General features: G+C 44.8%; 13 protein-coding genes and 2 pseudogenes. 7 read left to right on the forward strand and 8 right to left on the reverse strand.

The window, feature by feature from the left end; genetic code table 11:
* Positions 1-161 precede the first annotated feature (161 nt).
* The 5 genes from RID53_RS05670 (at position 162) to RID53_RS05690 (ending at position 8,466) form a co-directional block, all read left to right on the forward strand.
* Positions 162-1,322 (forward strand): RRXRR domain-containing protein, encoded by a 1,161-nt coding sequence (locus tag RID53_RS05670; RefSeq protein ID WP_446387192.1) that lies wholly within the window; start codon positions 162-164, stop codon positions 1,320-1,322.
* Between the two features lie 251 nt (positions 1,323-1,573).
* Entirely contained in the window at positions 1,574-3,526 is a 1,953-nt protein-coding gene (locus RID53_RS05675; protein WP_446387193.1) for a response regulator, read from the forward strand.
* A gap of 11 nt (positions 3,527-3,537) precedes the next feature.
* On the forward strand, positions 3,538-6,261 hold the full coding sequence (locus RID53_RS05680) for a PAS domain S-box protein (protein ID WP_446387194.1): 2,724 nt from the start codon (positions 3,538-3,540) through the stop codon (positions 6,259-6,261).
* Between the two features lie 90 nt (positions 6,262-6,351).
* A complete protein-coding gene (locus tag RID53_RS05685; RefSeq protein ID WP_446387195.1) occupies positions 6,352-7,956 on the forward strand; it encodes an Hsp70 family protein in 1,605 nt (534 codons plus the stop codon).
* Positions 7,957-8,340: 384 nt separating this feature from the next.
* Entirely contained in the window at positions 8,341-8,466 is a 126-nt protein-coding gene (locus RID53_RS05690) for a hypothetical protein (protein ID WP_446387196.1), read from the forward strand.
* Positions 8,467-8,498: 32 nt separating this feature from the next.
* Here RID53_RS05690 and RID53_RS05695 read toward each other — a convergent pair.
* Positions 8,499-8,780, reverse strand: a pseudogene (locus tag RID53_RS05695) (hypothetical protein); the annotation flags it as partial.
* Positions 8,774-8,860 (reverse strand): annotated as a pseudogene (locus RID53_RS05700) (N-6 DNA methylase); the annotation flags it as partial. The pseudogenes RID53_RS05695 and RID53_RS05700, both read right to left, overlap by 7 nt.
* 292 nt (positions 8,861-9,152) lie before the next feature.
* Here RID53_RS05700 and RID53_RS05705 point away from each other — a divergent pair.
* Complete coding sequence (locus tag RID53_RS05705; protein ID WP_446387197.1) at positions 9,153-10,061, forward strand: hypothetical protein; 909 nt, start codon at positions 9,153-9,155, stop codon at positions 10,059-10,061.
* 162 nt (positions 10,062-10,223) lie between these two features.
* On the opposite strand, the gene RID53_RS05710 is transcribed toward RID53_RS05705, so the two are convergent.
* The 6 genes from RID53_RS05710 to RID53_RS05735 form a co-directional block, all read right to left on the reverse strand.
* A complete protein-coding gene (locus RID53_RS05710; RefSeq protein WP_446387198.1) occupies positions 10,224-11,282 on the reverse strand; it encodes a chemotaxis protein CheW in 1,059 nt (352 codons plus the stop codon).
* Positions 11,279-12,394: a CheR family methyltransferase gene (locus RID53_RS05715; protein WP_446387199.1), complete on the reverse strand. Its 1,116-nt coding sequence runs from the start codon at positions 12,392-12,394 to the stop codon at positions 11,279-11,281. The genes RID53_RS05710 and RID53_RS05715 overlap by 4 nt, the downstream gene beginning before the upstream one ends.
* An 18-nt stretch (positions 12,395-12,412) precedes the next feature.
* Complete coding sequence (cheB, locus tag RID53_RS05720) at positions 12,413-13,480, reverse strand: chemotaxis-specific protein-glutamate methyltransferase CheB (RefSeq protein WP_446387200.1); 1,068 nt, start codon at positions 13,478-13,480, stop codon at positions 12,413-12,415.
* 320 nt (positions 13,481-13,800) lie between these two features.
* A complete protein-coding gene (locus RID53_RS05725; protein ID WP_446387201.1) occupies positions 13,801-17,964 on the reverse strand; it encodes an Hpt domain-containing protein in 4,164 nt (1,387 codons plus the stop codon).
* 120 nt (positions 17,965-18,084) lie between these two features.
* Positions 18,085-18,264, reverse strand: coding sequence for a hypothetical protein (locus RID53_RS05730; RefSeq protein WP_446387202.1), 180 nt, complete (start codon positions 18,262-18,264; stop codon positions 18,085-18,087).
* 28 nt (positions 18,265-18,292) lie between these two features.
* The gene (locus tag RID53_RS05735; RefSeq protein ID WP_446387203.1) at positions 18,293-20,173 is read right to left on the reverse strand and encodes a methyl-accepting chemotaxis protein; all 1,881 of its coding nucleotides are present in this window, start codon (positions 20,171-20,173) and stop codon (positions 18,293-18,295) included.
* 1,067 nt (positions 20,174-21,240) lie between these two features.
* On the opposite strand from RID53_RS05735, the gene RID53_RS05740 reads away from it, so the two are divergent.
* Positions 21,241-23,761 (forward strand): NACHT domain-containing protein (locus tag RID53_RS05740; RefSeq protein ID WP_446387204.1); only part of this gene is annotated, 2,521 nt, incomplete at its 3' end.

Consider the following 23,761-nt stretch of genomic DNA (forward strand, 5'->3'; position numbering starts at 1 on the left):
GCGCGTCTGTACATGAATAGGGCATGAGTTGGTAGGGGATAACCACTGCTGAACGTTTCTCTAGTTCAGCTTAAATGTAGGTTTAGGAACTGGGTAAATCCAGGACACACCCCTATCAATGCCTGAAGAGACATAAACATTTACACGAGTGGATTATATCTATGAATCGTGTCCCAGTCGTTAGCAAAGAAGGAAAACCACTGATGCCCACCAAACCATCCAGGGTCCCACGGTGGATTAAGGAAGGTAAGGCAGTGGGGAAGTGGTCAGACCTGGGCGTCTATTATGTCCAGCTCACCACACCACCATCGGCTGAAGAAGTGCAACCAATTGCTGTTGGAGTCGATCCGGGTAAGTCTTATTCCGGTGTCGGTGTCCAGTCCGCTAAATGTACCCTGCTACAACTGCATCTTATCCTCCCGTTTGGTCGCGTTAAAAAACGAATGGAAACCCGCGCCATGCTACGACGCTCTCGACGGTCTCGACGAATTAACCGGGACGTTCCGTTCAAACAGCGTAACCATCGGCAGTGCAGGTTCGATAACCGCAAACAGTGTAAACTCCCCCCATCCATTAAAGCCTCCCGGCAGTTGGAGTTAAGGGTAGTCAAAGAGTTGGCGGCGATATTTCCGGTAGCAGCAATTGAGTATGAACGAGTTAGAGCCGACATAGACCAAACTAAGCGCAAACGTGCTAAGTCGGGCAAGGGTTTCTCACCGGTGATGACGGGTCAGAATTGGGCAATATCCCAGATGGAAAAAATCGTCCCCGTCTATGTCCGGCACGGCTGGCAAAAGAATGGCAATGGCACATCTCAACTCCGAACCCAACTAGGGTTAGAGAAAGACAAGGTTAACAAGTCTATAGCCAAACCAGAAACCCACGCGGTTGATGGGGTGACACTGGCTTGCGGATATTTCGTCAAGTATGTCCCGTTCATCGGCTCTAACTCTCGCGGTTACACCCATAAGGGTAGCGTTAACGTAACCCCTTCGCCGTTTAAAATCATCACTCGCCCTGGCGCTGTGCAACGGGGAAAAGAGTACGGCTTTTTCCGCCGTCAGTTGCACTTTGAAGTCCCGGACAAGTCGGGGACAAGGAAGCGTAAGGGTGGAACAATCACCCCGTTTGGTCTTAGGATTGGTGACTTAGTTAGAGCCGAAAAAGCAGGGAAAGTTTATATTGGCTACGTCAGCGGATTCACCGATACCGAGAGGAGCAAAAAGGTTTCTGTTTGTGATTACACATGGAAACGCATTGGGCAATTTGCCCCCAGTAAAGTCGAGTTAATCAGAAGGAATAATGGTTTGTGCGTGGCATAAAGGAAGACATTGGACGCCTCCATTCTTCCGGCGTCCGGCTATCCCTCCCCATCTTGCTAGCGCTGAAGATGGAGACTCCCCGCGAACACGTTGAAGTAGGGATGAAGGAGTTTTGACCCTTCACAACCTTCGAGGGCATGGCGCGTGAATGTGTAGGGGCGGGTTTAGGGACTAACCCTAATTAAGAGCCGATAACTGAGCAACAAAACCCGCCCTGATTCAAATACCGAATGACATAAGACATAAGATAAATGACTAAAGGCAACCTATTAATTGTTGACGATACCCCAGAAAACTTACAAGTTTTATCCGCCACCTTGTCGGAGCAAGGCTATCAAGTGCGGGGTGTGGTTAAGGGGAAAATGGCAATTCGAGCCGCTAAATCTGCCCAACCCGATCTCATATTACTGGATATCCGGATGCCAGAAATGAATGGATATCAAGTCTGTGAAACTCTCAAAGCTGATCCAGAGACTTGTGATATTCCCGTCATTTTCATTAGTGCCATTGATGATGTTTTGGATAAAGTCAAAGCCTTTCGCGTGGGTGGTGTTGATTACATTACCAAACCCTTTCAAGTTGAAGAAGTATTGGCGCGGGTGGAGCATCAACTGACGATTCGGCGGCTGTCCAAAGAAGTACGCGATCGCCATCACAAATTAGAGCAGGAAATTCAAGAGCGACGCAAAGCCGAAAAAGCCGCCGCCGCCGCCTCTAAAGCTAAAAGTGAATTTCTCGCCAATATGAGTCACGAACTCCGCACGCCCTTGAATGCTATTTTAGGGTTTACCCAAGTCATGAGTCGTGATCTGAAAATTACGCCGGAACAACGAGAATATCTGGGTATTATTAATCGTAGTGGTGAACATTTACTGGACTTAATTAATGATGTCTTAGATTTGTCGAAGATTGAAGCAGGTATTATTTCACTCTATGAAAGTAGCTTTGATCTGTATCGCTTGTTAGATAATTTGGAAGAAATGTTCCAAATTAAAGCCGAGCAAAAAAAGTTAAATCTAGTTTTCAGCGTCGCACCCAATGTTCCACAAACAATAAAAACCGATGCAAAAAAATTACGGGTTTGTTTGATTAACCTTTTAGGTAACGCGATTAAATTTACCGAACAGGGTACTATTACCTTACGAGTAAATTTGGCAACTGAGCCGTTAACCGATCAAAACCCTTCAGACACCGACTCATCATCATTGTCAGCATTTCCCCCCCGACTCCAGTTTGAAGTAGAAGATACGGGAGCAGGTATTTCTCCGGCTGAAATTGACAACTTATTTGATGCCTTTGTCCAAACCGAAACCGGACAAAAAATGGCGGAAGGGACAGGTTTAGGGTTAACCATTACCCGTAAATTTGTGCAACTGATGGGGGGAACGATTACCGTCAGTAGTGTTGTCGGCAAGGGGACAATTTTTAAATTTGGTATTAAAATTAGTCCGGCAGATGTCTACCCCGTCACCCCCCAACCCCGTCAGCGCGTCTTAGGCTTAGAACCCAATCAACCAACCTATCGTATCCTTGTCGTTGATGATACCCCAGAAAATCGCCTGTTGCTGACTAAATTACTCGAACCGATTGGATTTGAAGTGCGGGAGGCGGCAAATGGGATGGAATGCTTACCGTTATGGGAAACTTGGCAACCTCACTTGATTTTTATGGATACACGTATGCCAATGATGGATGGGTTAGAAGCAACGCGACGGCTTAAAAGCAAAGAAAAAGAACGGTTATCTCAATCCAACTCAGTTCTCGATTTATCTAGAACTATTATTATCGCCTTAACCGCCAGCGCCTTTGAGGAAAGGCGAGAGGAGATTTTAGCCGCCGGATCTGAGGATTTTGTCCGGAAACCGTTTACAGAGGAGCAAATTTTTGACACAATTGCCCACCATTTAGGAGTACGCTATCGTTATGAAGAGTTATCGGATAGTTTACCTCTCTCTCGCTCAAGTTATAGCACACAAGAGATGTCCGATTCGTTTTTCTGTTCAGAGTTATCCAGTCTACCTTCAGCCTGGGTGACTGAATTAGAACAGGCAGCTAATCAGTTAGATGAAGCAATGATTGCTCAGTTGATTCAAAAACTACCGACAGAAAAGGCAGATTTAGCCAAGGCATTAACGGATTTACTTCATGATTTTAGACTGGATATTATTGTGCGAGTGACTCAGGCGGTCATTAATCATTCATAAGGACTAGAGTGATGCTAAGTCAACAATTATCAATGGTATTGAATAAACCTAAAATAACGATATTAGTGGTTGACGATAACCCCAATAATTTACGGTTTTTATCGAATGTATTGGAGAAAGAACATTATAACATTCAACGGGCTATTTGTGGTAAACTCGCCATCCATGCGGCAATTTCATCGCCTCCTGATTTAATTTTACTGGATATTGTCATGGCGGATATGGATGGGTATAGTGTTTGTCAATGTCTGAAGACAAATACGAAAACCAAAGACATTCCGATTATTTTTTTAAGCGCATTGACGGAAGCGGCAGAGAAAGTCAAAGCCTTGAAAATTGGCGGGGCTGACTATATTACTAAACCGTTCCAACCAGAAGAAATTTTAGTGCGGATCGAACATCAACTGCTCCTGCAAGGATTACAGAACCAGTTAAAAGAACAAAATAGTTTACTCCAACAAGAAATTCGCGATCGCCAGCAAGCCGAAAACCAAATTCGCCAACAGGCAAAACAGCTTAGCCATCAAAATAGTTTACTCATTGAACTGGCTAAGAATAAAATTTTATATCAGGGAAATTTAGAATTAGCGTTTCAGAAAATCACCGAAGTCACAGCCCGTACCCTTGAGGTCGAACGAGTCGGTATTTGGCTCTATAATCAACAAAAAACTCATATTGAATGTCTGGATTTATTCCAGCAAAGTTACTGTAAACATAGCACCGGTTTAAGCCTAGCCCTAGCTAACCATCCTCTTTACTTTAACGCTTTAATTGAGGCTCCCCTCGTTGCCGTAAATGATGTGATGAGCGATCCCAGAAGTGGTGATCTGCTGGAGTCTTACCTACAGGCATTAAACATAACATCAATTCTAGACACTCCTTTACGATTGGGTGGAAAAACCGTAGGTGTGTTATGTGTTGAACAGATAGAAACATGCCGACATTGGACACCAGAAGAGCAAAACTTTGCCCGTTCTATCGCTGATATCACCTCATTACTCTTAGAAGTTCAAGAACGCCAACGCGCCGAAGTTGCCCGCCAAATCTCCGAAGAAAAATTTGCCAAAGCTTTTAGTTGTAGCCCTGACCCGATTACGATTAGTAGTTGCCCAGACGGACGCTATATCGATGTGAATCAAAGTTTTCTCAATCTATTGGGGTATGATAGAAAAACTGTCATTGGTCAGACAATTTTTGATCTAAACTTGGTCGTCAATCCGGAAAACATGGTTCAGTTTAAACAGCTTTTGCATCAACAAGGGTCACTGGGTAACTGGGAAACGGAATGGCGGACTAAATGGGGTGAGATTATTACCTTATTATTATCGGCTGAGTTTATTGATTTAAAAGGGGAACGCTGTGTAATCACCGTCGGCAAAGATATTACAGAACGCAAGCGAATTGAAGAAGATTTACGCCAAAGTGAAGAACGCTGGCAGTTAGTCTTACAAGGCAATAATGATGGAATTTGGGATTGGAATTTACACAGTGGTGAAGTGTTTACATCTGAGCGGTTTCAGGAAATTATCGGCAATCAAAATTGCCACGATGACACCTGCAAAATTGTACATCGTTTCGATGAATGGATCAGTCGTATCCATCCCGATGATGTGGAGCAAATTATCGAAACAACCCAAAACTACTTGCAGCAAAAAATCCCTTATTATGAAATCGAATATCGCTTACAATGCCAAAATGGTGACTATAAATGGGTAATGTGTCGTGGACAAGCCTTGTGGGATGAGGACGGAAAACCCCAGCGAATGGTGGGTTCACTCAAAGATATCTGCCAACGTAAACAAGCCGAGGAAGCCTTGCATCAATCGATTCAGCGAGAACAGGAAAAATCGATCCAACTAGAGACAGCATTAGCTGAACTCAAACGCGCCCAAACTCAACTGATTCATAATGAGAAAATGTCCAGCTTAGGACAAATGGTGGCAGGGGTGGCGCATGAAATTAATAATCCTGTCAACTTTATTGGCGGGAATCTCATGTATGCTAAAAATTATTTTGTCGATCTCACTCGCTTAATTAATGCCTATACCAAAAATTATCCCAATCCTCCTGAAGAAATTCAAGAGATTATTGAGGAGATTGACTGGGAGTTCGTCAGTGAGGATTGGCAAAATGTAATCAAATCGATGGAGATAGGTGCTGATCGCATTCAGAAAATTGTTCAATCCTTACGCATTTTCTCTCGACATCATGAATCCGAGCGAAAAGTAATTGACATTCATGAAAGTATAGATAATACCTTGATTATTTTACAGCATCGCTTCAAGGCATCAGGCAATCGTCCCAAAATTGAAGTGATTAAAGAATACGGTGAAATTCCAGCGATTACCTGCTACGCCAGTCAGTTAAATCAGGTATTTATGAACTTGCTGAGTAATGGGATTGATGCCTTAGAGAATGAACCCGCTCCCCGCGTGATTAAAATTCACACCGAAATGGTTCAAAAGAGTCAGAGTGCAGACGATAAGGGTCATAAACTATCAACAACAGACGTTGCGGTTATTCGGATTTCAGATAATGGTGCAGGAATTAGTCCAGAGATTGTGTCCCAAATCTTTGATCCATTCTTTACCACAAAACCAGTAGGACGCGGTACCGGATTAGGCTTATCGATTAGCCATGAAATTATTGTCGAAAAGCATCAAGGTCAACTTCAGTGTGTTTCCCATCCCGATCAAGGAACAGAGTTTATTGTGGAAATTCCTATTATAAAATAGAAATGATAAGTTAAACGGTACTGTTCCCTGTTCCCTGTTCCCTGTTCCCTGTTCCCTGTTCCCTGTTCCCTGTTCCCTGTTTCTTGACAAATGACTAACTACGCAATTGATTTTGGCACAAGCAATACAGTGATCACGCGATGGAACGCCGCCACGGGCGAAGCGGAAACCGTCAGCCTACCTGGTTTATCAGTACAACTTGCCCAAAATCCACCCCTGATTCCCAGTTTGGTCTATGTTGAGGATGCCCAGCAAGGTCAGGTGATCGTCGGTCAAACAATCCGCGATCGCGGCTTAGATCTTACCACCGATCCCCGCTTTTTCTCCAGTTTCAAACGGGGGATAGGTTCCCAGATTCAGGGATTTTTGCCGGAATTGGATGAACAACCCATCAGTTTTGAGCAAATTGGACAATGGTTCCTCAGCCAAATTATCGCCAAACTCTCCCCTTCCCCCACAGACACGATTGAATCCTTAATTCTTACCGTACCTGTCGATAGCTTTGAGGCGTATCGCCACTGGCTAACCGGAGTGTGTCAATCCTTACCCGTGGAACAACTGCGGATACTCGATGAACCCACCGCCGCCGCTTTGGGGTATGGTGTAGCAGAAGGTGAAACCCTTCTCGTCGTGGATTTTGGCGGGGGGACTTTAGATTTATCCCTGGTGCAGTTAAATCAAGAGGTACAAACCGGGACAAAGCCCCTAGGTTTTATCCTTAAATGGGGGGAAAAAGTCTTGGGTGAACGTTCGGGACAAAAGCCCAAAATTGCCCGCGTACTCGCCAAAGCAGGGCAAAATTTAGGTGGTTCAGATATTGATAACTGGTTAGTGGATTATTTTGTCCAAACCCAAGGAATTTCGCGATCGCCCTTAACCACGCGATTGGCGGAACGCCTGAAAATTAAGCTATCGACAGAATCCACCGCCACGGAAGTTTACTTTAATGATGAAACATTAGAGAGTTATGAACTGAATCTGGATCGGCAAACCTTTGAAACCATTTTAAGGGATCACCAATTCTTTGATAACCTGAATGAACGAATGACCCAACTCCTGCAACAAGCACGGCGCAGTGGTATCGAAGTCGCCGATATTGATGCGGTATTATTAGTTGGCGGAACCATAAAAATCCCCGCCATTCAAGCGTGGGTAAAGCAATACTTTAACGCCGAAAAGATTCGTTCCCGAAAACCCTTTGAAGCCATCGCCCAGGGCGCATTACAATTAGCCCAAGGCATAGAAGTCCAAGATTTCCTCTACCATAGCTATGGGATTCGCTACTGGGATCGACGGAATAAGTGTCACAATTGGCATCCCATTATTAAAGCCGGACAACCCTATCCGATGAGTAATCCCGTGGAATTAGTAGTAGGGGCGTCAGTAGACAATCAACCCAGCATTGAATTAATCGTCGGAGAATTAGGCGCAGAAACAGGAGCAACCGAGGTATACTTTGAAGGCGATCGCTTAGTCACACGCCAACTGGGTGGCGGCAAAACCGCCGTACAACCCTTAAACGATCGCGACGGTGCCAGAACCATCGCCCAGCTTACACCCCCCGGAAATCCGGGACGCGATCGGATCAAACTCAAATTTTCAGTCGATCGCGATCGCGCATTACGATTAACAGTAGACGACTTACTCACCGAACAAACCGTCTTACAAAACCAGATAGTCGCCCAACTAAGTTGAATGTTTGTTTGTAGTTGCGCTGTCTTCGCCATAAGCATTTAAGCGCCAACTATAAAGTAACATTTCAATTCAAAGGAGTGATAAGCTGTCATGCATTTAAATTGGGTATTAGTAGCGAGCAATATGCAAAGCCTGCGGCATGGCTTCGCTTAACGCACTACACGGCTTTCGCCATTATTTTTCACACACTGCACTAGAGCGCCAGTAAGCGTAATCACGATGGGGGTAAAGCAAGAGAAAATAGGTTGACACAACAGTTGTAACTCGTCTGATTGTGTGAAGTTTTACAAAATATGTCTCATTTAAGTCGAACTTCAAAAACTGAATACATCCATCACTGTGGTATCCACCTGTAGAATTTTCACCCCATGAAGGAGTGATATCATGTCCGATGAAGCACCGGGAGGAAAAAAGCCGGAAAAGCTCGCTGACATAGCATGGTCATTAAGGGCAATAGTCAGGAAATGCTATGACTGGCTGGGAAAGCTTTCAAAGTGCGATCGCGAGTAGGATTATTTAACAGTTGTGCGATCGCGTAGATTTTATGGTTGTGACGGATATTGATTGGTGGTAGTGTTCCCCGGATTGGGTGTCATAAGATTTGTCGGCGTAAGCCTCCGCTCAAAGCCACGAGCCAAAACGTGAAGGTTGTGAACAACGGCGGTACGTCGCCAGTCAAACAGGTTCTTGCGTAAACCGATATAGCGAGCGCGATTGCCAAGCCATGGTCCCAGATGTGCCAAGGAATGTTCAACTGCTGTGCGCTCTCGATTCTTAGCTCGTCCCAAAGAAGTTAATTGGCGTCTTCGTAACTCAAACAGCAGGGGTCAAACACTCGCACCACACTTTCTGGCGTGTAAAATTGTCCGCCTTTCTTGCCTTCTGCTAGGGCAAACTGACCTATATTTTTGCGGAGTTTATCTGCCGACTTCCACAACTTCTGCTCTAGGGTTTCACTGTTTTTGGCTTTGGTTTTCGGCAATATCGTTATCTCCAGTAATCCAATTGAGCGGATTGAGGCTCACTTTTTTAAGGGTAAGCGATGGGCTGGGTTGCTGGCAATTTTGATAGCGCTACGCGCCAGGGAATAGGGAATAGGGAAAACAAAAAGACAAAGGGGTTTTCATTTGGTTTGTTTTGTTATAACATTTTTATATAACAATAAAACACTAGCACAACATAACCAGAAGAACGCCATGAAACCGTTACCCCCTCAATTCGACAGTTCCCAGACGCCCGAAACAACAGCCCAGCAAGCGTTAGCGGAATTTGGCATTACCGAACTCCTCTCTCGACTCAAGCATTACCGCGACATTGACTTCGACGCATCGCAAATGCACCTAACCGATGCGGAAGTCAAAATCCTCGCCAAGCTATTTATCCAAGAATTGATTCAAAGCCTCAACGGTAAACTCATCGCTGGTACCTTAAATACCCTGCGTCATGGTGAGGAGATGGAGGAGAAAGTTACCCATCACGATTTGCCATTTCCCACCCCTCGCTATAAAGAAGGCGATCGCGTTCAGTGGAAAACCGCTAATCCTGACTGGGGCGTCATTCTGGGACGTTTCTATGACTACAATCACCATCAATGGATGGTTTATTACATCATCCAACTCGCCCCTGATTCTCCCAGTGCAGGTTGGGTAGCCACAGATACGGCGGCTGAAGCGGATGTGGAAAAAATACCTGATACGGTTGAACCCAATCAAGAGAATGGCAACTCCTACCGTTATCCCACCCATTCTCGCCGGGGGATACCGCCCCTATCTGTACAATGTCCAACTGAACCCTATAATCCCCGACGGCGACACAATCTCCGCCCCATTAACCAGCGGGAAAAATACATTATTGACCTTTATTGTTACTGTGAATTAGGGATGACGCCAAAGCAGTTTTATGCCAAATGGGATGTCACGTATGAGCAACTGTCTCATATCTGTTCTCGTTCCTTGGGGACAGTACAGAATTGGTTTAACCGAGGTAAAGGATATTACCCGCCTAAACCCGTTGATTTGCGCCATCTGGCAATCATGGATTTTTTGTTAGAGCATTTTGAAGAAATCCCCCAATCTCTGCTCAACCTGTTGTGTTCGTCTTTTTAGATCAGGTATCAGTTATCAGTTATCAGTTATCGGGAGATGGGGGAGATTGTGTAGGGGCGGGTTTCACTATTATCTTTTTGGTTACACCCAGATGGAACTAAACCCGCCCCGACTTGACATAAGACAAATGACATAAGACAAATGACGAATGACCAATAACAATCAAACCGCTTGCTCAACAATTAAGCCACCACTCAAGACAATTTTCGGTACATCCAGAATGCTGATCATTTTTTCCCCATAGACTGCTTCTCCTTGCAAATAGTCAGGATTTACGCTAGTCGTTTCAGGAGTCACAGCAATAATCTGAAGCGGATTGAGTAGGAACATCGATTCACGCACATCTTCCACAATCACACCCGCCAAAATCTCCTCCACCTCCACAATCAGCGCTTTGGAACTTCGGGTTATCGGGGTTAAGGGCAATTTCAACACTGGGCGAATATCGACTAAGGTGACAATTTCGCCCCGCAAATTCATATTTCCCACAATATGAGGGGGACAACAGGGAATCGGCGTCACCTGTTGAATATCGGTAAACTCCCGCACAACGCCTAAATCAATCCCGAATAACTGATCATTTAAGACAATAATCGTTAACGGTTTGACACTGGTTAAGTCTTGACTCTCAAAGGGAAGCTTGAGATTATTCGCTCGTTCTCGGAAAATGTCTCGTTCTTCGGGTGTTGCATTTGCAGCAAATACGGCTTGTTCGGTAACTAATTCTTCACTCGATTGACTCCGGTTCAGTTCTTGGCTGAGATAGTTCTCTACTAATTTAAACGTGTGGCTATCTATCGCGCTTAACCAATTCTCTGGATCACTTAAAATAACGATATCACCAGCATGGCGGGTGAGTCCACCAATGACGCCGTTTTCGCTAACGGTTTGATTCGGCTCAAGTTCAGTGGTAATTTCATCTGGGGCGATTGTCAGGACTTCACAAACCTGATTCACAATAATCCCAACTTTGGTTTTCTCTCGTCTTAGAACGATAATACTGTCGGTTAAACGGTAGTTGGATGATTGCAAACCAAGACTCTGATTAAAATCGATAACGGGTATCATTTCTCCCCGCAAATTCACCACGCCAATCATTTCACGCGGCGCTTCGGGAATGGAGATTAATTCTGGTAGAGGAAATACTTCCTCTACGTAAGCTGTACTGATAGCATACAGCCGATCATTTAAACCAAAACTAAAATAGGAGTTGTCTGTCATGGGGAGTCTGGCTCGATAATGTTGTTTAAGGAGGATTGGAGTTGTTTAATCAGTTCAGATGGCGTCAAATTGCCTAATTTTTGTAGGGGCGTATCGGGTGGTAACTGTTTGAGTAGATTCAAGGCGACATGCTGCATTTTAATCGTGTTTTTTTCTAAGTCATGTTCGATAGTTTCTGGATTAAAGGCTAAGGTGTAATCATCGTCGGTATCCCAAGTCAGGGGACTGGAAACATCGCCTACAGGGGTATAAACTAAACTCTCAGTTTGACGTTTATACACTAAGGATTCGGGAAAAACATTGGTTTTAAACTGTTTGAGAACTTGACCATAGAGTTCAGAATGACCTGTGATTAGATAGCCTAAGGGCTGGAGTGCATGGTAAAACTTATCCAAGACTTGGGCAATGGCGGAGGATTCAAAGTAGATAAAGACATTTCGACAAATAATTAAATCAAACGCCTGTAAATCTAAATGAGGTTGGGGGAAAAGGTCTTTGACTAAGTTGAGCTGTTGCCATTTGACTAAGGCTTTGATGGTGGGATCAATGTGGTAGTGATTATCAATACATTTAAAATAGTTCTGTTTAATGTTTGGATCAATACTTCTTAATGACCAAGCCCGATAAATCCCTTGTTTGGCTTTGTCTAGTGCCTCTTGATTAATGTCTATGCCAAAAATAACTAAATTCCAGCTATCAATATCAGGGATTAATTCATTCAGCATAATCGCTAAGGAATAGGGTTCCTCTCCGGTTGAACATCCCGCACTACAAAGCCGCAGGGTTTTATCCACCTGATGACGCTGAATCAGTTCTGGTAATATTTTAGTTTTGAGCAATTTACATTGTTCTTTATCCCGAAAAAAGTAACTTTCGAGATTGGTGAGCAAGACAACCAATTTTTTCCATTCTTGATCCGCTTCTCTGGTTTGACAATTGAGCAGCAAGTAATAATCTTCTGGAAAGGTTAGTTTAATTGCCTTCATTCGGGCAAATATTTTGTCCGTTAAGTTGGCTTGATCGCGCTCTCTAACTACTAAACCAGTACGTTGAGCAATTAAGCGAATAAAGGATTGTTTTATTTTAGGACTTAACTCATTGGATGTTGACACATTCATTACCTAATCGGTTTACTGTAGAATCGACTGTTTTTGTAAAAGTTCCAGCAACATTGGCGCGATCGCGTTCAGAGGTAAGACTTCTCTCGCCCCCCCTAAATCAATCGCTTCCTTAGGCATTCCGAAGATGATTGATGTGGCTTGATCCTGAGCAATCGTCAACCCCCCAGCTTGGGCAACGGTTAACATTCCTTTTGCGCCGTCTCTGCCCATTCCGGTTAATAATATGGCGGTTGTTTTCTTGCCATAAACTTTGGCGACAGACTCAAATGTGACTGTTGCTGACGGGCAATGTCCGTCGAAAGGTACGGTATCTGAACAGATAAAATTACCCTGCTTATCTAATTTCAACTGATGTTGTTCTGGAGGAAAATAAATGATGCCGGGTTGCGGTCTATTTCCCGATTCGGCAATTTTAATCGGCAATTTACAGGTGGGAGCTAACCAATCAATTAAGCCCTGTAAAAATCCCTTACAAATGTGCTGCACACAAAGTATGGGAACCGAAAAATTGGCGGGAAGTTGGGAAAAGATTTCCTGCAACGCCGGAGGTCCACCCGTTGATGTGCCAATGGCAATGATTTTAGGTTTCGGGTATGATTTGGTCGGAGCCGTGGTCAGATTGTTCAGATTAACGGCTTGGTGTTGCAGCGAATATCTGCGTTTGCGTTTGAAAACCCTAACCCCAGAAATGACACTGATTTTATTAACTAATTCCCGTTTAAATTCTTGGTTTTCTGTGGTTAAGCCAGCCAATGGTTTGGGACAAATATCGACGGCTCCGGCTTCGAGGACATCAAAAATATGATGGGTATCTTCCTGTTGTACCGACACACTCAAGACTAAAATGGGTATAGGATTATGGCTCATGACTTCAGTGGTTAATTCCAACCCATCCATCTGCGGCATGTGTAAGTCGGTACAAATCACGTCGGGTTTGACTTGAGGAATTAGGCTCAATGCTTCTAACCCATTTTGCGCTTCTCCGACAACCTCAAGTTGAGGGAATTCATTGATAATTCGTCTGAGAATGACTAGGGAGATTTTGGAGTCTTCTACTAATAGAACTTTAATGGTCATTTTTATTTATTGGTCATTGGTCATTGGTCATTGGCTGAAGATGACTTGCACCTTAATCGGGGCGGGTTTAATGATATCAGGGTGAGAACCTTCCTGTTAGCGGTAAAACCATTGGTGTCAACTTAAGCGGAAAAGTTTTTCCCTGTTAGAGTTTGAATCTCGTTGCCTTAATCTTAACCCCCCTTAATCCCCCCTTGCTAAGGGGGGAAATGTTCCCTCCCCTTGCCAAGGGGAGGGTTAGGGAGGGGTCAGCTCAAGGTATTGCTTTCTTTTTGTAGCTTAAATTAAACCAATCGGCTGATGGTTTCTAACAGAAACGCTTAGTTAAACTTACCTTTAATAATGTAAGCATCCGCCCCCGCTTCTGCACCCCGTTGTTGATCAGCTTCTGAATCCAAGGTGGTGACTAAAATAATCGGTAAGTCTTGATATTCCGAATGCTGGCGAATCGTGGCGGTTAGAGATAAGCCATCTAAATGGGGCATTTCCACATCCGAAACTACAGCATCAAAATGACGGCTTTTAAGTTTGGTATAACCATCTAATCCATCAACCGCAATGACGACTTCATACCCCGCCCCTTCTAAAAGTCGTCGTTCTTGTGTCCGCACTGGGAGAGAATCTTCGACTAAGAGAATAGTCGGTTTGGTTTGTAGAACCGTATTGGCTTTAACCGAAACCGTTGCTGGCGTTTGTTGTTGTCCTGATTTGACTAAATCCGCCGGATTGAGAATCATACAAACGTCCCCAGTGGGGAGAATTGTTGCACCCAAAATATTTTTAACTCGCTTTAATAACACACTTTGGGGTTTGAGAGGAACTTCTTGAGTATCCAAAAGCCGATCGACTAAAAATCCCGAAACTTCATCACCAACCTTGAGCAAAATACACGATCGCAACTCAGATATCGGTGTTTCTTTTTTGGCGATAAGGGCGTAGGCGGGGGAGTTTGAGAGTTCCAAGACATCGGCGAGATTGGCAATAGGAATTCTTTTACCCATCCAATTCAATGTTTCCCGCCCATCAACGGTTTCTATTTCATCTGGGGAAAGGAGTAAACTGGTTTGGACGAATTCAATTGGGAGGGCTTGAACAATTCCCTGAACCTCGACAAATAAAGCATTAACAGTGGCTAGAGTGGTGCGAAGTTGGATGCGGAATGTACTACCTTGATTCGGCGTTGATTCGATCGCGATCGCGCCTTTGAGTCGTTCAATGTTTGTCTTGACTACATCTAAGCCAATCCCTCGACCCGAAATTTCAGTAATAAAGCTGCGGGTGGAGAATCCGGGGGTAAAAATTAGGTCATAAATTTGACTGGGATTCATCCTCTCTAGTTCATCGGGTTGGTAAAGCTTCCGTTTAATCGCCGTCTGCTTAATTTGGTCGATATCCAGTCCTCGCCCATCATCAGCGACTTCAATGATAATCGTATTCCCCACCAGACTCCCCCGCAGCCAAATTTTTGCCACAGGGGGTTTACCTAATTTCTCCCGTTCTTCGGGTGTCTCAATCCCATGATCGATCGCGTTCCGAATTAGATGGGTTAAAGAGTCTTTAATATCTTCTAGGATAGTTTTATCCGCCGTCGTTTCTCCCCCTTCAATAATTAACTCCACCTGTTTCGATTGTTTGCGGGCTAAATCCCGCACCATACGGGGAAACAACTGGAAGATAGTAGACAGAGGTAACTGGCGTAGGGTTTGAATTCTCTCCCGTAAATCCTCTGCAATTAAATCCAGGTTAGAGGTATTTTCCTGGGTGGCGGTGCGTAAAGCGGTAATCTTTTCATCTAAGCGTTCTTGGAATGGGTTAACGTCGGTGGCTGTCGCCTCACCGGATTGACGATAAAAGGCTTTCCAGTCTTGCCAAAGTGTCACCAATTCCTCAATTTCTGATGCGGCGTAAGCGATGCGAAGTTTCGTTACATTTAATTCCTCCGCTTGCGCCATTAACCCATCTAAATCACGAGTAGGAACCCGAATCGTATCAATCCGGTAGGTGTCACTTAGGGCTGGGGTTTTGGGGGCTGGAGGTTGGGCGGGAAGGGGTTGAACGGGAGTCGGTCTAGCGTCGGGTAAGGTAGGAAGAGACACTTCCAGTAACTGGTTGAGAACCTCCGTGGTATTCACACTCTGAGGTTGACCCGTCACCGCTTCTTGTACCAGCTTACCCATCGCATCCAATCCTCGATACAAGCGATCGCTAATATCTGGAGTTAAGATAGTAGGCTGAAGTTTAATCCCGCCTAAAATTTCTTCAACGTGGTGGATTAAGGTTTCCACGGGTTCAACGCCCGCGCTTCTAGAGTCGCCTTTTAAACTATGGGCTTCGCGCAGTAACTCCTCTAAGGTGGTTGAGTCATCCGGCTGCTTTTCTAATTGCAGTAATCCAGTTTCTATTGTCTGTAACCGTTCCAGGCTAGCCAGTTTATAGACCTCCCGCATTTCCTCATCGTCAATAAACGTGGCGCTAAGGGGAGGTTGAGAGGGTGAAGATTGGACATCGGGTAACCCGACAATCCTGACAGAATCCGGACGAGAGACGGGATGGGATGATAAGGGTGTCGCCGATTTGGAGACAGGTATCACCGGGGGAGATTGGGCTGATGTTTCAATGGCGTCGATTAACTGGTTCAGCACTTGCGCCCTATCCACACCCTGAGGTTGACCCGTTACCGCTTCCTCAACTAAGCATCGGATAGCTTCTAATGCATCATAGAGGCTTTCACTAACTTTGACCGTAAACCCAAGCTGGTAAGATTTGATGCGATCAAAGACTTCTTCGATATGATGGGTGAGGGTTTCCACCGATTCGACGCCAACGCTACGAGAATCGCCTTTGAGACTATGGGCTTCCCGCAGTAATTGATCTAAAGTAGCTTGGTCATCGGGATATTTTTCTAAATGCAGTAACCCGGCTTCTAAAATCTGCAACCGTTCGCTACTGGCGAGTTGATACACTTCTCGCAGTTCATCATCGTCGATATAACTGTCGGCGAGTTGAGGTGGGGTGGGTTTGGTTCCGTTCGGGGTTATCGGTTCCAGGTTATCGGTAAAACCCGCCCCCACAAGCCCTGGTTCCGCTTGAATTGGAGATGCTACAGCCGATTGTTGGCAATCCTCCAGCACCAGCATAAATTGTTCTAGCACCTGAGTGGTATCCACCGCACTGGGTTGACCGGTTATCGCTTCTTGGACTAATTTACTAATTGTCTCTACTCCTTGATGTAAGGTTTGGTTAACATCTGGGGTAAACGCTGTGGGTTGGGATTTAAGGTTCTCGATAATTTCTTCTAGAGGATGAGCCAGAATTTCCACCGATTCCACGCCAACGCTGCGAGAATCGCCTTTAAGACTATGAACTTCCCGGCGCAACTCCTCCCAGATAGCTTCGTTGTCTGGGTTTTGGGCTAAATCATTTAACCCCGTTTCCAGGCTGTGCAATCGTTCACCACTGGTAAGTTGATACACCTCTCGTAATTCATCATCGTCGATATAGCTTTCAGCGAGTTGGGGTGGGGTGGGTTTGGTTCCGTTAGGGGTTGTCGGTTCCAGGTTATCGGTAAAACCCGCCCCGACAAGCCCTGGTTCGGCTTGAACTGGCGACGCTACAGCCGATTGTTGGCAATGTTCCAGCACTAGCATAAATTGTTCCAACACTTCGGTAGTATCCACCGCACTGGGTTTACCTGTTACGGCTTCCTGGATTAATTGGCTAATAGCCTCTAATCCTTGATGTAAGGTTTGGTTAACATCTGGGGTAAACGCTGGGGGTTGGGATTTGAGGCTTTCGATAATTTCTTCGAGGGGATGAGCCAAAATTTCCACGGTTTCCACGCCAACGCTACGAGAATCGCCCTTAATACTATGGGCTTCTCGGCGCAACTGTTCCCAGATAGCTTCATCGTCTGGATTGTCTGTCAAATGACGCAACCCAGCTTCTAGACTTTGTAATCGTTCACGACTAGCCAGTTGATAAACGTCTCGGAGTTCATCATCGTCGATATAGCTTTCGGCTAATTCAGATGATTCAGCGCTCATATCCTCTCTCTCTAGAGGTTCTGGTGGAATGTTTCTACCTGCGGCGTTCTCTGCTGGTTGAATCGCGAGTTGTTTAAATTGATCCAATATTTCAGCTAAATTGACGCCGCTTGGTTTACCTGTTATCGCTTCAGCAATTAAAAGACGAATTGCATCTAATCCATGATCAAGACATTGACTCACTGACGGCGAAAAAACCAGCTTTTGGCGTTTAAGCCGTCCCAGAGTCCATTCCATGCGATCGGCAAGGGTTTCTACAGCTTTAACCCCTAGACTTTTGGAGTCTCCTTTTAAGCTGTGAACATCTCGCAGCAACTGTTCTAAGGTTGTTTCATTCTCTGGATTTTTTTGTAGATGGTGCAAACCGACAGTAAGTTTCTCTAGACGTTCTTCACCCGCCGTTTTATACAACGTTCGCAATTCTTCATCGTCTATGATCATGATTCGTCATTTGTCATTTGTCTTATGTCATTTGTCATTCGTCATTCGTCATTTGTCTTATGTCATTTGTCTTATGTCATTTGTCTTATGTCATTTGTCTTATGTCAAGTCGGGGCGGGTTTATTTACATCTGGGTGTAACCGAAAAGATAGTAGTGAAACCCGCCCCTACACAATTTGCTCCAGCTCCCCCATCTCCCCCATCTCCCCTATCTCCCCTAGCTCCCCCGGCTCCCCTAGCTCCCCCGGCTCCCTCTGCTCCCTCATCTCCCTCATCTCCCCCACCTCCCAGACGCGCCATGGCGCGTCTCTACATCAACTCGGCGCAGTTAAACCATCTCTTGCAATTCCAGAGAGGTTTCGTTCAGTTGCTGAGTCCCGATCTTGGTTTGATTGATACCTGTGGCGGTTTCTTTTGCCCCCTTATTAATGGTTTCCATCGCCTCCACGACTTGTTGAATCGCATCGACTTGCTGTTTCAAGTTCAGGGAGATTTGTTGGTTGTTTAGCACTACTTTGTCCACCGCATCGGCTACCCCGGTGAACGCTTCATTAGTTTTTTGGGCAATTTGCACACCGGATGCCACGGTTTTTGTCCCTTCATCTGTCACCATTACCGTTGAGTTAATCGCGCTTTGAATTTCGGACACCAGAAGACCAATTTTTTCGGCAGATTGTTGACTTTGATCGGCTAGTTTGCGAATTTCATTGGCAACCACTGAGAAGCCTTTCCCATGTTCGCCCGCCCGCACTGCTTCTACTGAAGAATTGAGCGCTAACATGTTGGTTTTGTTGGCTAATTCAGACACCAACTGAGAAATACTACCAATTTGATTTGCCTGTTCCGAAAGACGAACAATCTGTTGGGCGATCGCGCCAACTTTATTCTCCAGGGTGTACATCCCTTCCAGGGTTTCACCGACTGCTTGGGTTCCTCCTTTCGTCAGATCTAGTGCTTTCTGGGCGGCGGATACAGCAGCCTTGGCTTGTTCGGCGGATTGTCGGGAGGAGGCTTCTAACTCATCCATGGTAGTGGTAGTTTCATTCACTGAAGCCGCTTGTTGACTCGCCACCCGTTCTTGTTCTTCTAAGGTGGAAAAAATCTCTTGGCTAGAGGTGGAGATACGAGTCACAATTTGTTTAAGTAAATCTGCTAGTTGACTTGTCCGGAAAACGCCCACGGGTAGCACAGCGGCGAGGGAGATTAAAATAATCAGCGTCGCCACCACTTTAAACGCCGTCACAGAGGCAAAAATCGTGCTTTTTGGAACGGTACGGATAGCCACTAAAAAGCCAGGTTGATTCGGCGCTGGATCAACGGTAGCGTAGCTAATGAGTTCATTACTTCCTGTACCAATTAATCCCTGTCCGCCTTGGAGAATTTGCTCAACGATTTGGTCAGAATAATCCTTCGCCAAGGTTTCATCTGTATCTAGGTCAAATCCCCATTCTTTCTCATCATCGGGGTGAGAGAGATAGTAGCCCTCTGCATTAACCAGTAAGGCTGTTTCGCCCCCGCTTAATTTAGCATCTTCGATAAATCTAAGGAACGTGTTGGCAAAAACATTGGCAATCACAATCCCCTGTTTGTTCCCGGCTGCATCAGCAACAGGTGTGGCGTAGCGAATTACTGGTTTAAACGGGGTTTCGATTTCTCCGCGTTCCTGGTTTAGGTTCACCGGGGAGACATAAAGCTCTCCTGGCTCTAGTTTCATCGCTTCAACAAAATAGCCGCGATCGCCTTTATTTTGTAAGTCCGATTCCGGGATAACTGTCGTCGTCGTTCCATCGGAATCAACCCTGACTATTTCCAGACCATTTTCGTCAATAAATCGCAGCTGCATATATTGAGACTTCGCCTGCATTAGACTCTCAAAAATAGTCTGGGCTTGGTCTACCCAAACATCAGCCGATTGATTGGTTTCGGAATCCGTTTCTGAGCGAATAATTCCTTGAATAGCGGGAATCTTGCTCAGGAATAAGACATCCTCATTAATCCCCTCTAAGACAGCATCAATATTTTCGGCATCATCAGTAACCCTGTCCTCCAGTTGAGTTTCCGAGACTTCGGATAAGGCAGTCGAGGACGAAAATATTCCATAAAGTCCGACGATTGAGACGGGGATAAGACTGCTTAAAAACAGCAGCAATAAGATTTGATTTTGAAGCTTTTTCTGGTTGGTTAAATTTTTGAGAAATTTTGCCCACATGGCTGGTTACCTACCACTCTAGATTCCGTTGAACAAATCCATCTCCCTTCCGGAGATGGGAGGCGAAAAAATACAGTCCATTTATTTCCTTGGAAACCCCCCTAGTCCTCTGTTTTGCCAGATTAGGGGGGGTGGGTTTTTACCCGTCTTAGCACAGGGATGAAATTGGTTACATCTTTACCGATAAATTCACTCAGGGCATTTTTCCTAAAGGATAAGCCAAACGTATGCTGCAAAATCGTGAGTCTGTCAAGGTGTAGGTCATCGCAGGATACTTGCTGTTTAGTTCAGTTGAATCCAAGTTTGCTCATAATCATAGATAACCCTGATTTAGCCAATCTGTAGGATGAGAGCTGATCATCGTTTTTGGCTGAATCGAGAATGGAAAGTCAGCCTGTTCACAAATGCTGGGTTTGACCAAGATTGAAGCCAAATAACCTGAGGAGGTATTGGCTTTAATTAACATACATTCTAGAGGAGCGTTTAACCCAGACTACTAGAGACACCCAGTTTTTTATCCTATCAGACCGTTTTCTACATCATTCCTATGCTATTGCACTGGATTGATTTTCGGCAACATTTTTATCAATTGTTTATAATTTATGAGCAAGAAATAAAAGTAAGTTTTTATGTTAATAATTTTTATTTTTACAAAATTAAATTCTTATCTTTAAGCTGGCGAAGCTCAATAGGAAAGCCGGACTGATTCCGCAACGAGTAAAATTATAGCTTGAAAATTGTCATACACAATGACATACAGTCGTCATACAGTTAGAGGCAATGTATTACGAGAAATAGTATCAGGACGAAAGCAGGTTCGTAGTAGGGGAACCGGATTCTCTTGCTCCCCTCTTGCTCCCCTCTCCCAAGCTTGGGAGAGGGGCTGGGGGTGAGGGCTGGCTTGGGAGAGGGGTTGAGCTTAAGTATGCGCCCCTACGGTTCCCCAGCTTCCCCCGCTCCCCCTCACCACAAGACTTATTCAGCAGCCCCTAATGAGCTGTGCCACACCACTACAAAAGGATTCTTGCCTAAAATGGTAAAAATGAGTTTCCTGCAGGAATGGCAACATGGTGGAACCGGGGACAGCGTTGAGTAGTGTCGGCACTTTAATCGTTAAAAACTTAGAACTGAAGCAGATTTGGTTGAAACTACAGCAGGAAAAGCTGGAAGAGTACGTTAGTGATTTTTTCAAAGACTGCATCCCAGAGGGGGTACTATTAGCCTCACCGAATGTCCTCAAAAACGCCTTACTTGAAGCCTTAGCCCAATTCTTGAAACTCATCGAAGATGAACTATTAGTTGAATGTGAGTTAACCGGCGCAGAAGTCCGAGACACCTATCAAGTCGCAATTGGGCAGTTTATCCGAGATGACGAAGTGAAACCCATATTGGGAAAAGCCTTTGAGAAAAATTGTCGCATCATCGACGCCAATCAATTAAGAAGCATTTGGGTACAGCGCTATTCACCCGATATGCCAACTGGGTTTAACTGGGATGGGATTGCCAAGCAATATGTTAAAGACGTGAAACGCCTTGTCCGAACTTCGCCAGAGTTAAGGGAACAGTTAGAATTAGCGATTCAGGAATCTATTGAACAACAGGTTCGCGAAATAGCAGGAATTACTCCCGATTTTAATTTAACCAACTATCAAAAAGGATTACGGGAACGCTACAGCAATTTAAACCTATCCAGTTTAGATACAACAGGCTGCGCCTATAATGAACTGAAACTCTGGCAAGTTTTCATTCCCCAAAATGTGCGACAAGTTCATCAGATAGTCCCCCAAGTCTATGAACTGCCCAAAGAACATCAACAGCGACTGCGAGAGAGTAATCAACTTGATACAGAGATATCCATCGAAGAGTTAACCGACTATAAACAGGTTTATTCTCAACAGCCGATTTGTTCTATCAGAGAAATTATTCAAGATAAAGATAACTATCCCTATCTGGTGATTCTCGGTGATCCGGGTTCCGGTAAGTCTACCTTGTTGCAATATTTAGCATTAGCTTGGGCAAATTATGCACCCAATGACGCTAGTTTACAGCCGATTCCCCTGCTAATTGAATTACGCACCTATATGCGGAATCGCGATGTGGGACAATGTAAGAATTTCCTTGAATTTTTCCATGATAGCAGCGGTATTGTCTGTCATCTAAATCAGCATCAATTGGTGGAACAGTTAAAAGCCGGAAATGCTTTGGTTATGTTTGATGGCTTGGATGAAGTATTTGATCCGGGAAAACGGGAGGATGTAATTACTGATATTCATCGCTTCACCAATGACTATCCTGATGTGCGGGTAATTGTCACCTCTCGCGTGATTGGTTATAAGCCGCAGCGGTTACGAGATGCCCAGTTTTATCACTTTATGTTGCAAGATTTAGAGGCGGATCAGATTCAGGAATTTATTACCCGTTGGCATGATTTAACCTTTACCGATAAAGCCGATAAACAGAGGAAGCGAGAACGACTGCAACGGGCAATTAACACCTCAAAAGCAATTCGCGAACTGGCTGGGAATCCCTTGTTGCTAACCATGATGGCAATATTAAATCGCAATCAGGAATTGCCCAGAGATAGACCGGAATTATACAACCAAGCGTCGCGGGTATTGCTGCATCAATGGGATGTAGAACGGGCGTTAATAGAACATCAGCAGTTAGAGATTCAAACGATTGATTATAAAGATAAACAGGCGATGCTGCGTAAGGTAGCTTATCAGATGCAAGCAGCAGAGAAAGGGTTAGCGGGTAATCTGATTGCGGCGGATGAGTTAGAAATAATTTTGACGGATTATCTGAAAACTCTCGATATTAATAATCCCAGGGCGGTGGCTAGGGTGATGATTAAGCAACTGCGGGAACGGAATTTTATCTTATGTTTCATGGGGGCGGATTATTATGCGTTTGTGCATCGGACATTTTTGGAATATTTCTGCGCCTGGGAGTATGTTTGGCAGTTTGAGAAAGAACGAACAATTTCTCTGGAGGAGTTGAAAAGCGAGGTTTTTGGCAAGCATTGGCAGGATCAGTCTTGGCATGAAGTGTTACGGCTGATTGTGGGGATGATTGAACCCAAGTTGGCTGGGGAGATTCTGGATGATTTGAGGAATCAGCCGGGGGAAGAGGAACAGTTTATTAATGTGTTTTTAGCGGCGGATTGTCTTTCTGAGGTGCGGAATCGTTCGGTTATCGCATCAACGGCGACTCAATTACTGAATCAGATCAAAGGGTTAATCCAGTATGACTTCCCTGATGATTATATACTATATATCAGGGAAGCTAATTTAGTTCAGAAAATTCGCACCCAAGCGGTTGCGGCAATTGCGACAACTTGGCATGATTCTCCAGACACCTTACCTTGGTTGAAACAAAAAGCCCAATCTAATGACGATAAGTATGTGCGATATGCAGCGTTACAAGAATTAGCCAAAGGCTGGAAAGATGACCCAGACACTTTACCGATTCTCAAACAAAAAGCCCTATCTGATGACAATGAATATGTGCGACGTGCAGCGTTACAAGAATTAGCCAAAGGTTGGAAAGATGACCCAGACACCTTACCTTGGCTGAAACAAATAGCCC

The sequence above is a fragment of the Coleofasciculus sp. B1-GNL1-01 genome, assembly GCF_040220235.1.
In the GTDB taxonomy this organism is placed as follows: Bacteria; Cyanobacteriota; Cyanobacteriia; order Cyanobacteriales; family Coleofasciculaceae; genus Coleofasciculus.

What these genes read in the sequence shown, in the direction of transcription:
- RID53_RS05670 (WP_446387192.1), top strand. Translation starts at nt 162, where the DNA reads ATGAATCGTGTCCCAGTCGTTAGCAAAGAAGGAAAACCACTGATGCCC.
- RID53_RS05675 (WP_446387193.1), top strand. Translation starts at nt 1,574, where the DNA reads ATGACTAAAGGCAACCTATTAATTGTTGACGATACCCCAGAAAACTTA.
- RID53_RS05680 (WP_446387194.1), top strand. Translation starts at nt 3,538, where the DNA reads ATGCTAAGTCAACAATTATCAATGGTATTGAATAAACCTAAAATAACG.
- RID53_RS05685 (WP_446387195.1), top strand. Translation starts at nt 6,352, where the DNA reads ATGACTAACTACGCAATTGATTTTGGCACAAGCAATACAGTGATCACG.
- RID53_RS05690 (WP_446387196.1), top strand. Translation starts at nt 8,341, where the DNA reads ATGTCCGATGAAGCACCGGGAGGAAAAAAGCCGGAAAAGCTCGCTGAC.
- RID53_RS05705 (WP_446387197.1), top strand. Translation starts at nt 9,153, where the DNA reads ATGAAACCGTTACCCCCTCAATTCGACAGTTCCCAGACGCCCGAAACA.
- RID53_RS05710 (WP_446387198.1), bottom strand. Translation starts at nt 11,282, where the DNA reads ATGACAGACAACTCCTATTTTAGTTTTGGTTTAAATGATCGGCTGTAT.
- cheB (WP_446387200.1), bottom strand. Translation starts at nt 13,480, where the DNA reads ATGACCATTAAAGTTCTATTAGTAGAAGACTCCAAAATCTCCCTAGTC.
- RID53_RS05725 (WP_446387201.1), bottom strand. Translation starts at nt 17,964, where the DNA reads ATGATCATAGACGATGAAGAATTGCGAACGTTGTATAAAACGGCGGGT.
- RID53_RS05730 (WP_446387202.1), bottom strand. Translation starts at nt 18,264, where the DNA reads ATGGCGCGTCTGGGAGGTGGGGGAGATGAGGGAGATGAGGGAGCAGAG.
- RID53_RS05735 (WP_446387203.1), bottom strand. Translation starts at nt 20,173, where the DNA reads ATGTGGGCAAAATTTCTCAAAAATTTAACCAACCAGAAAAAGCTTCAA.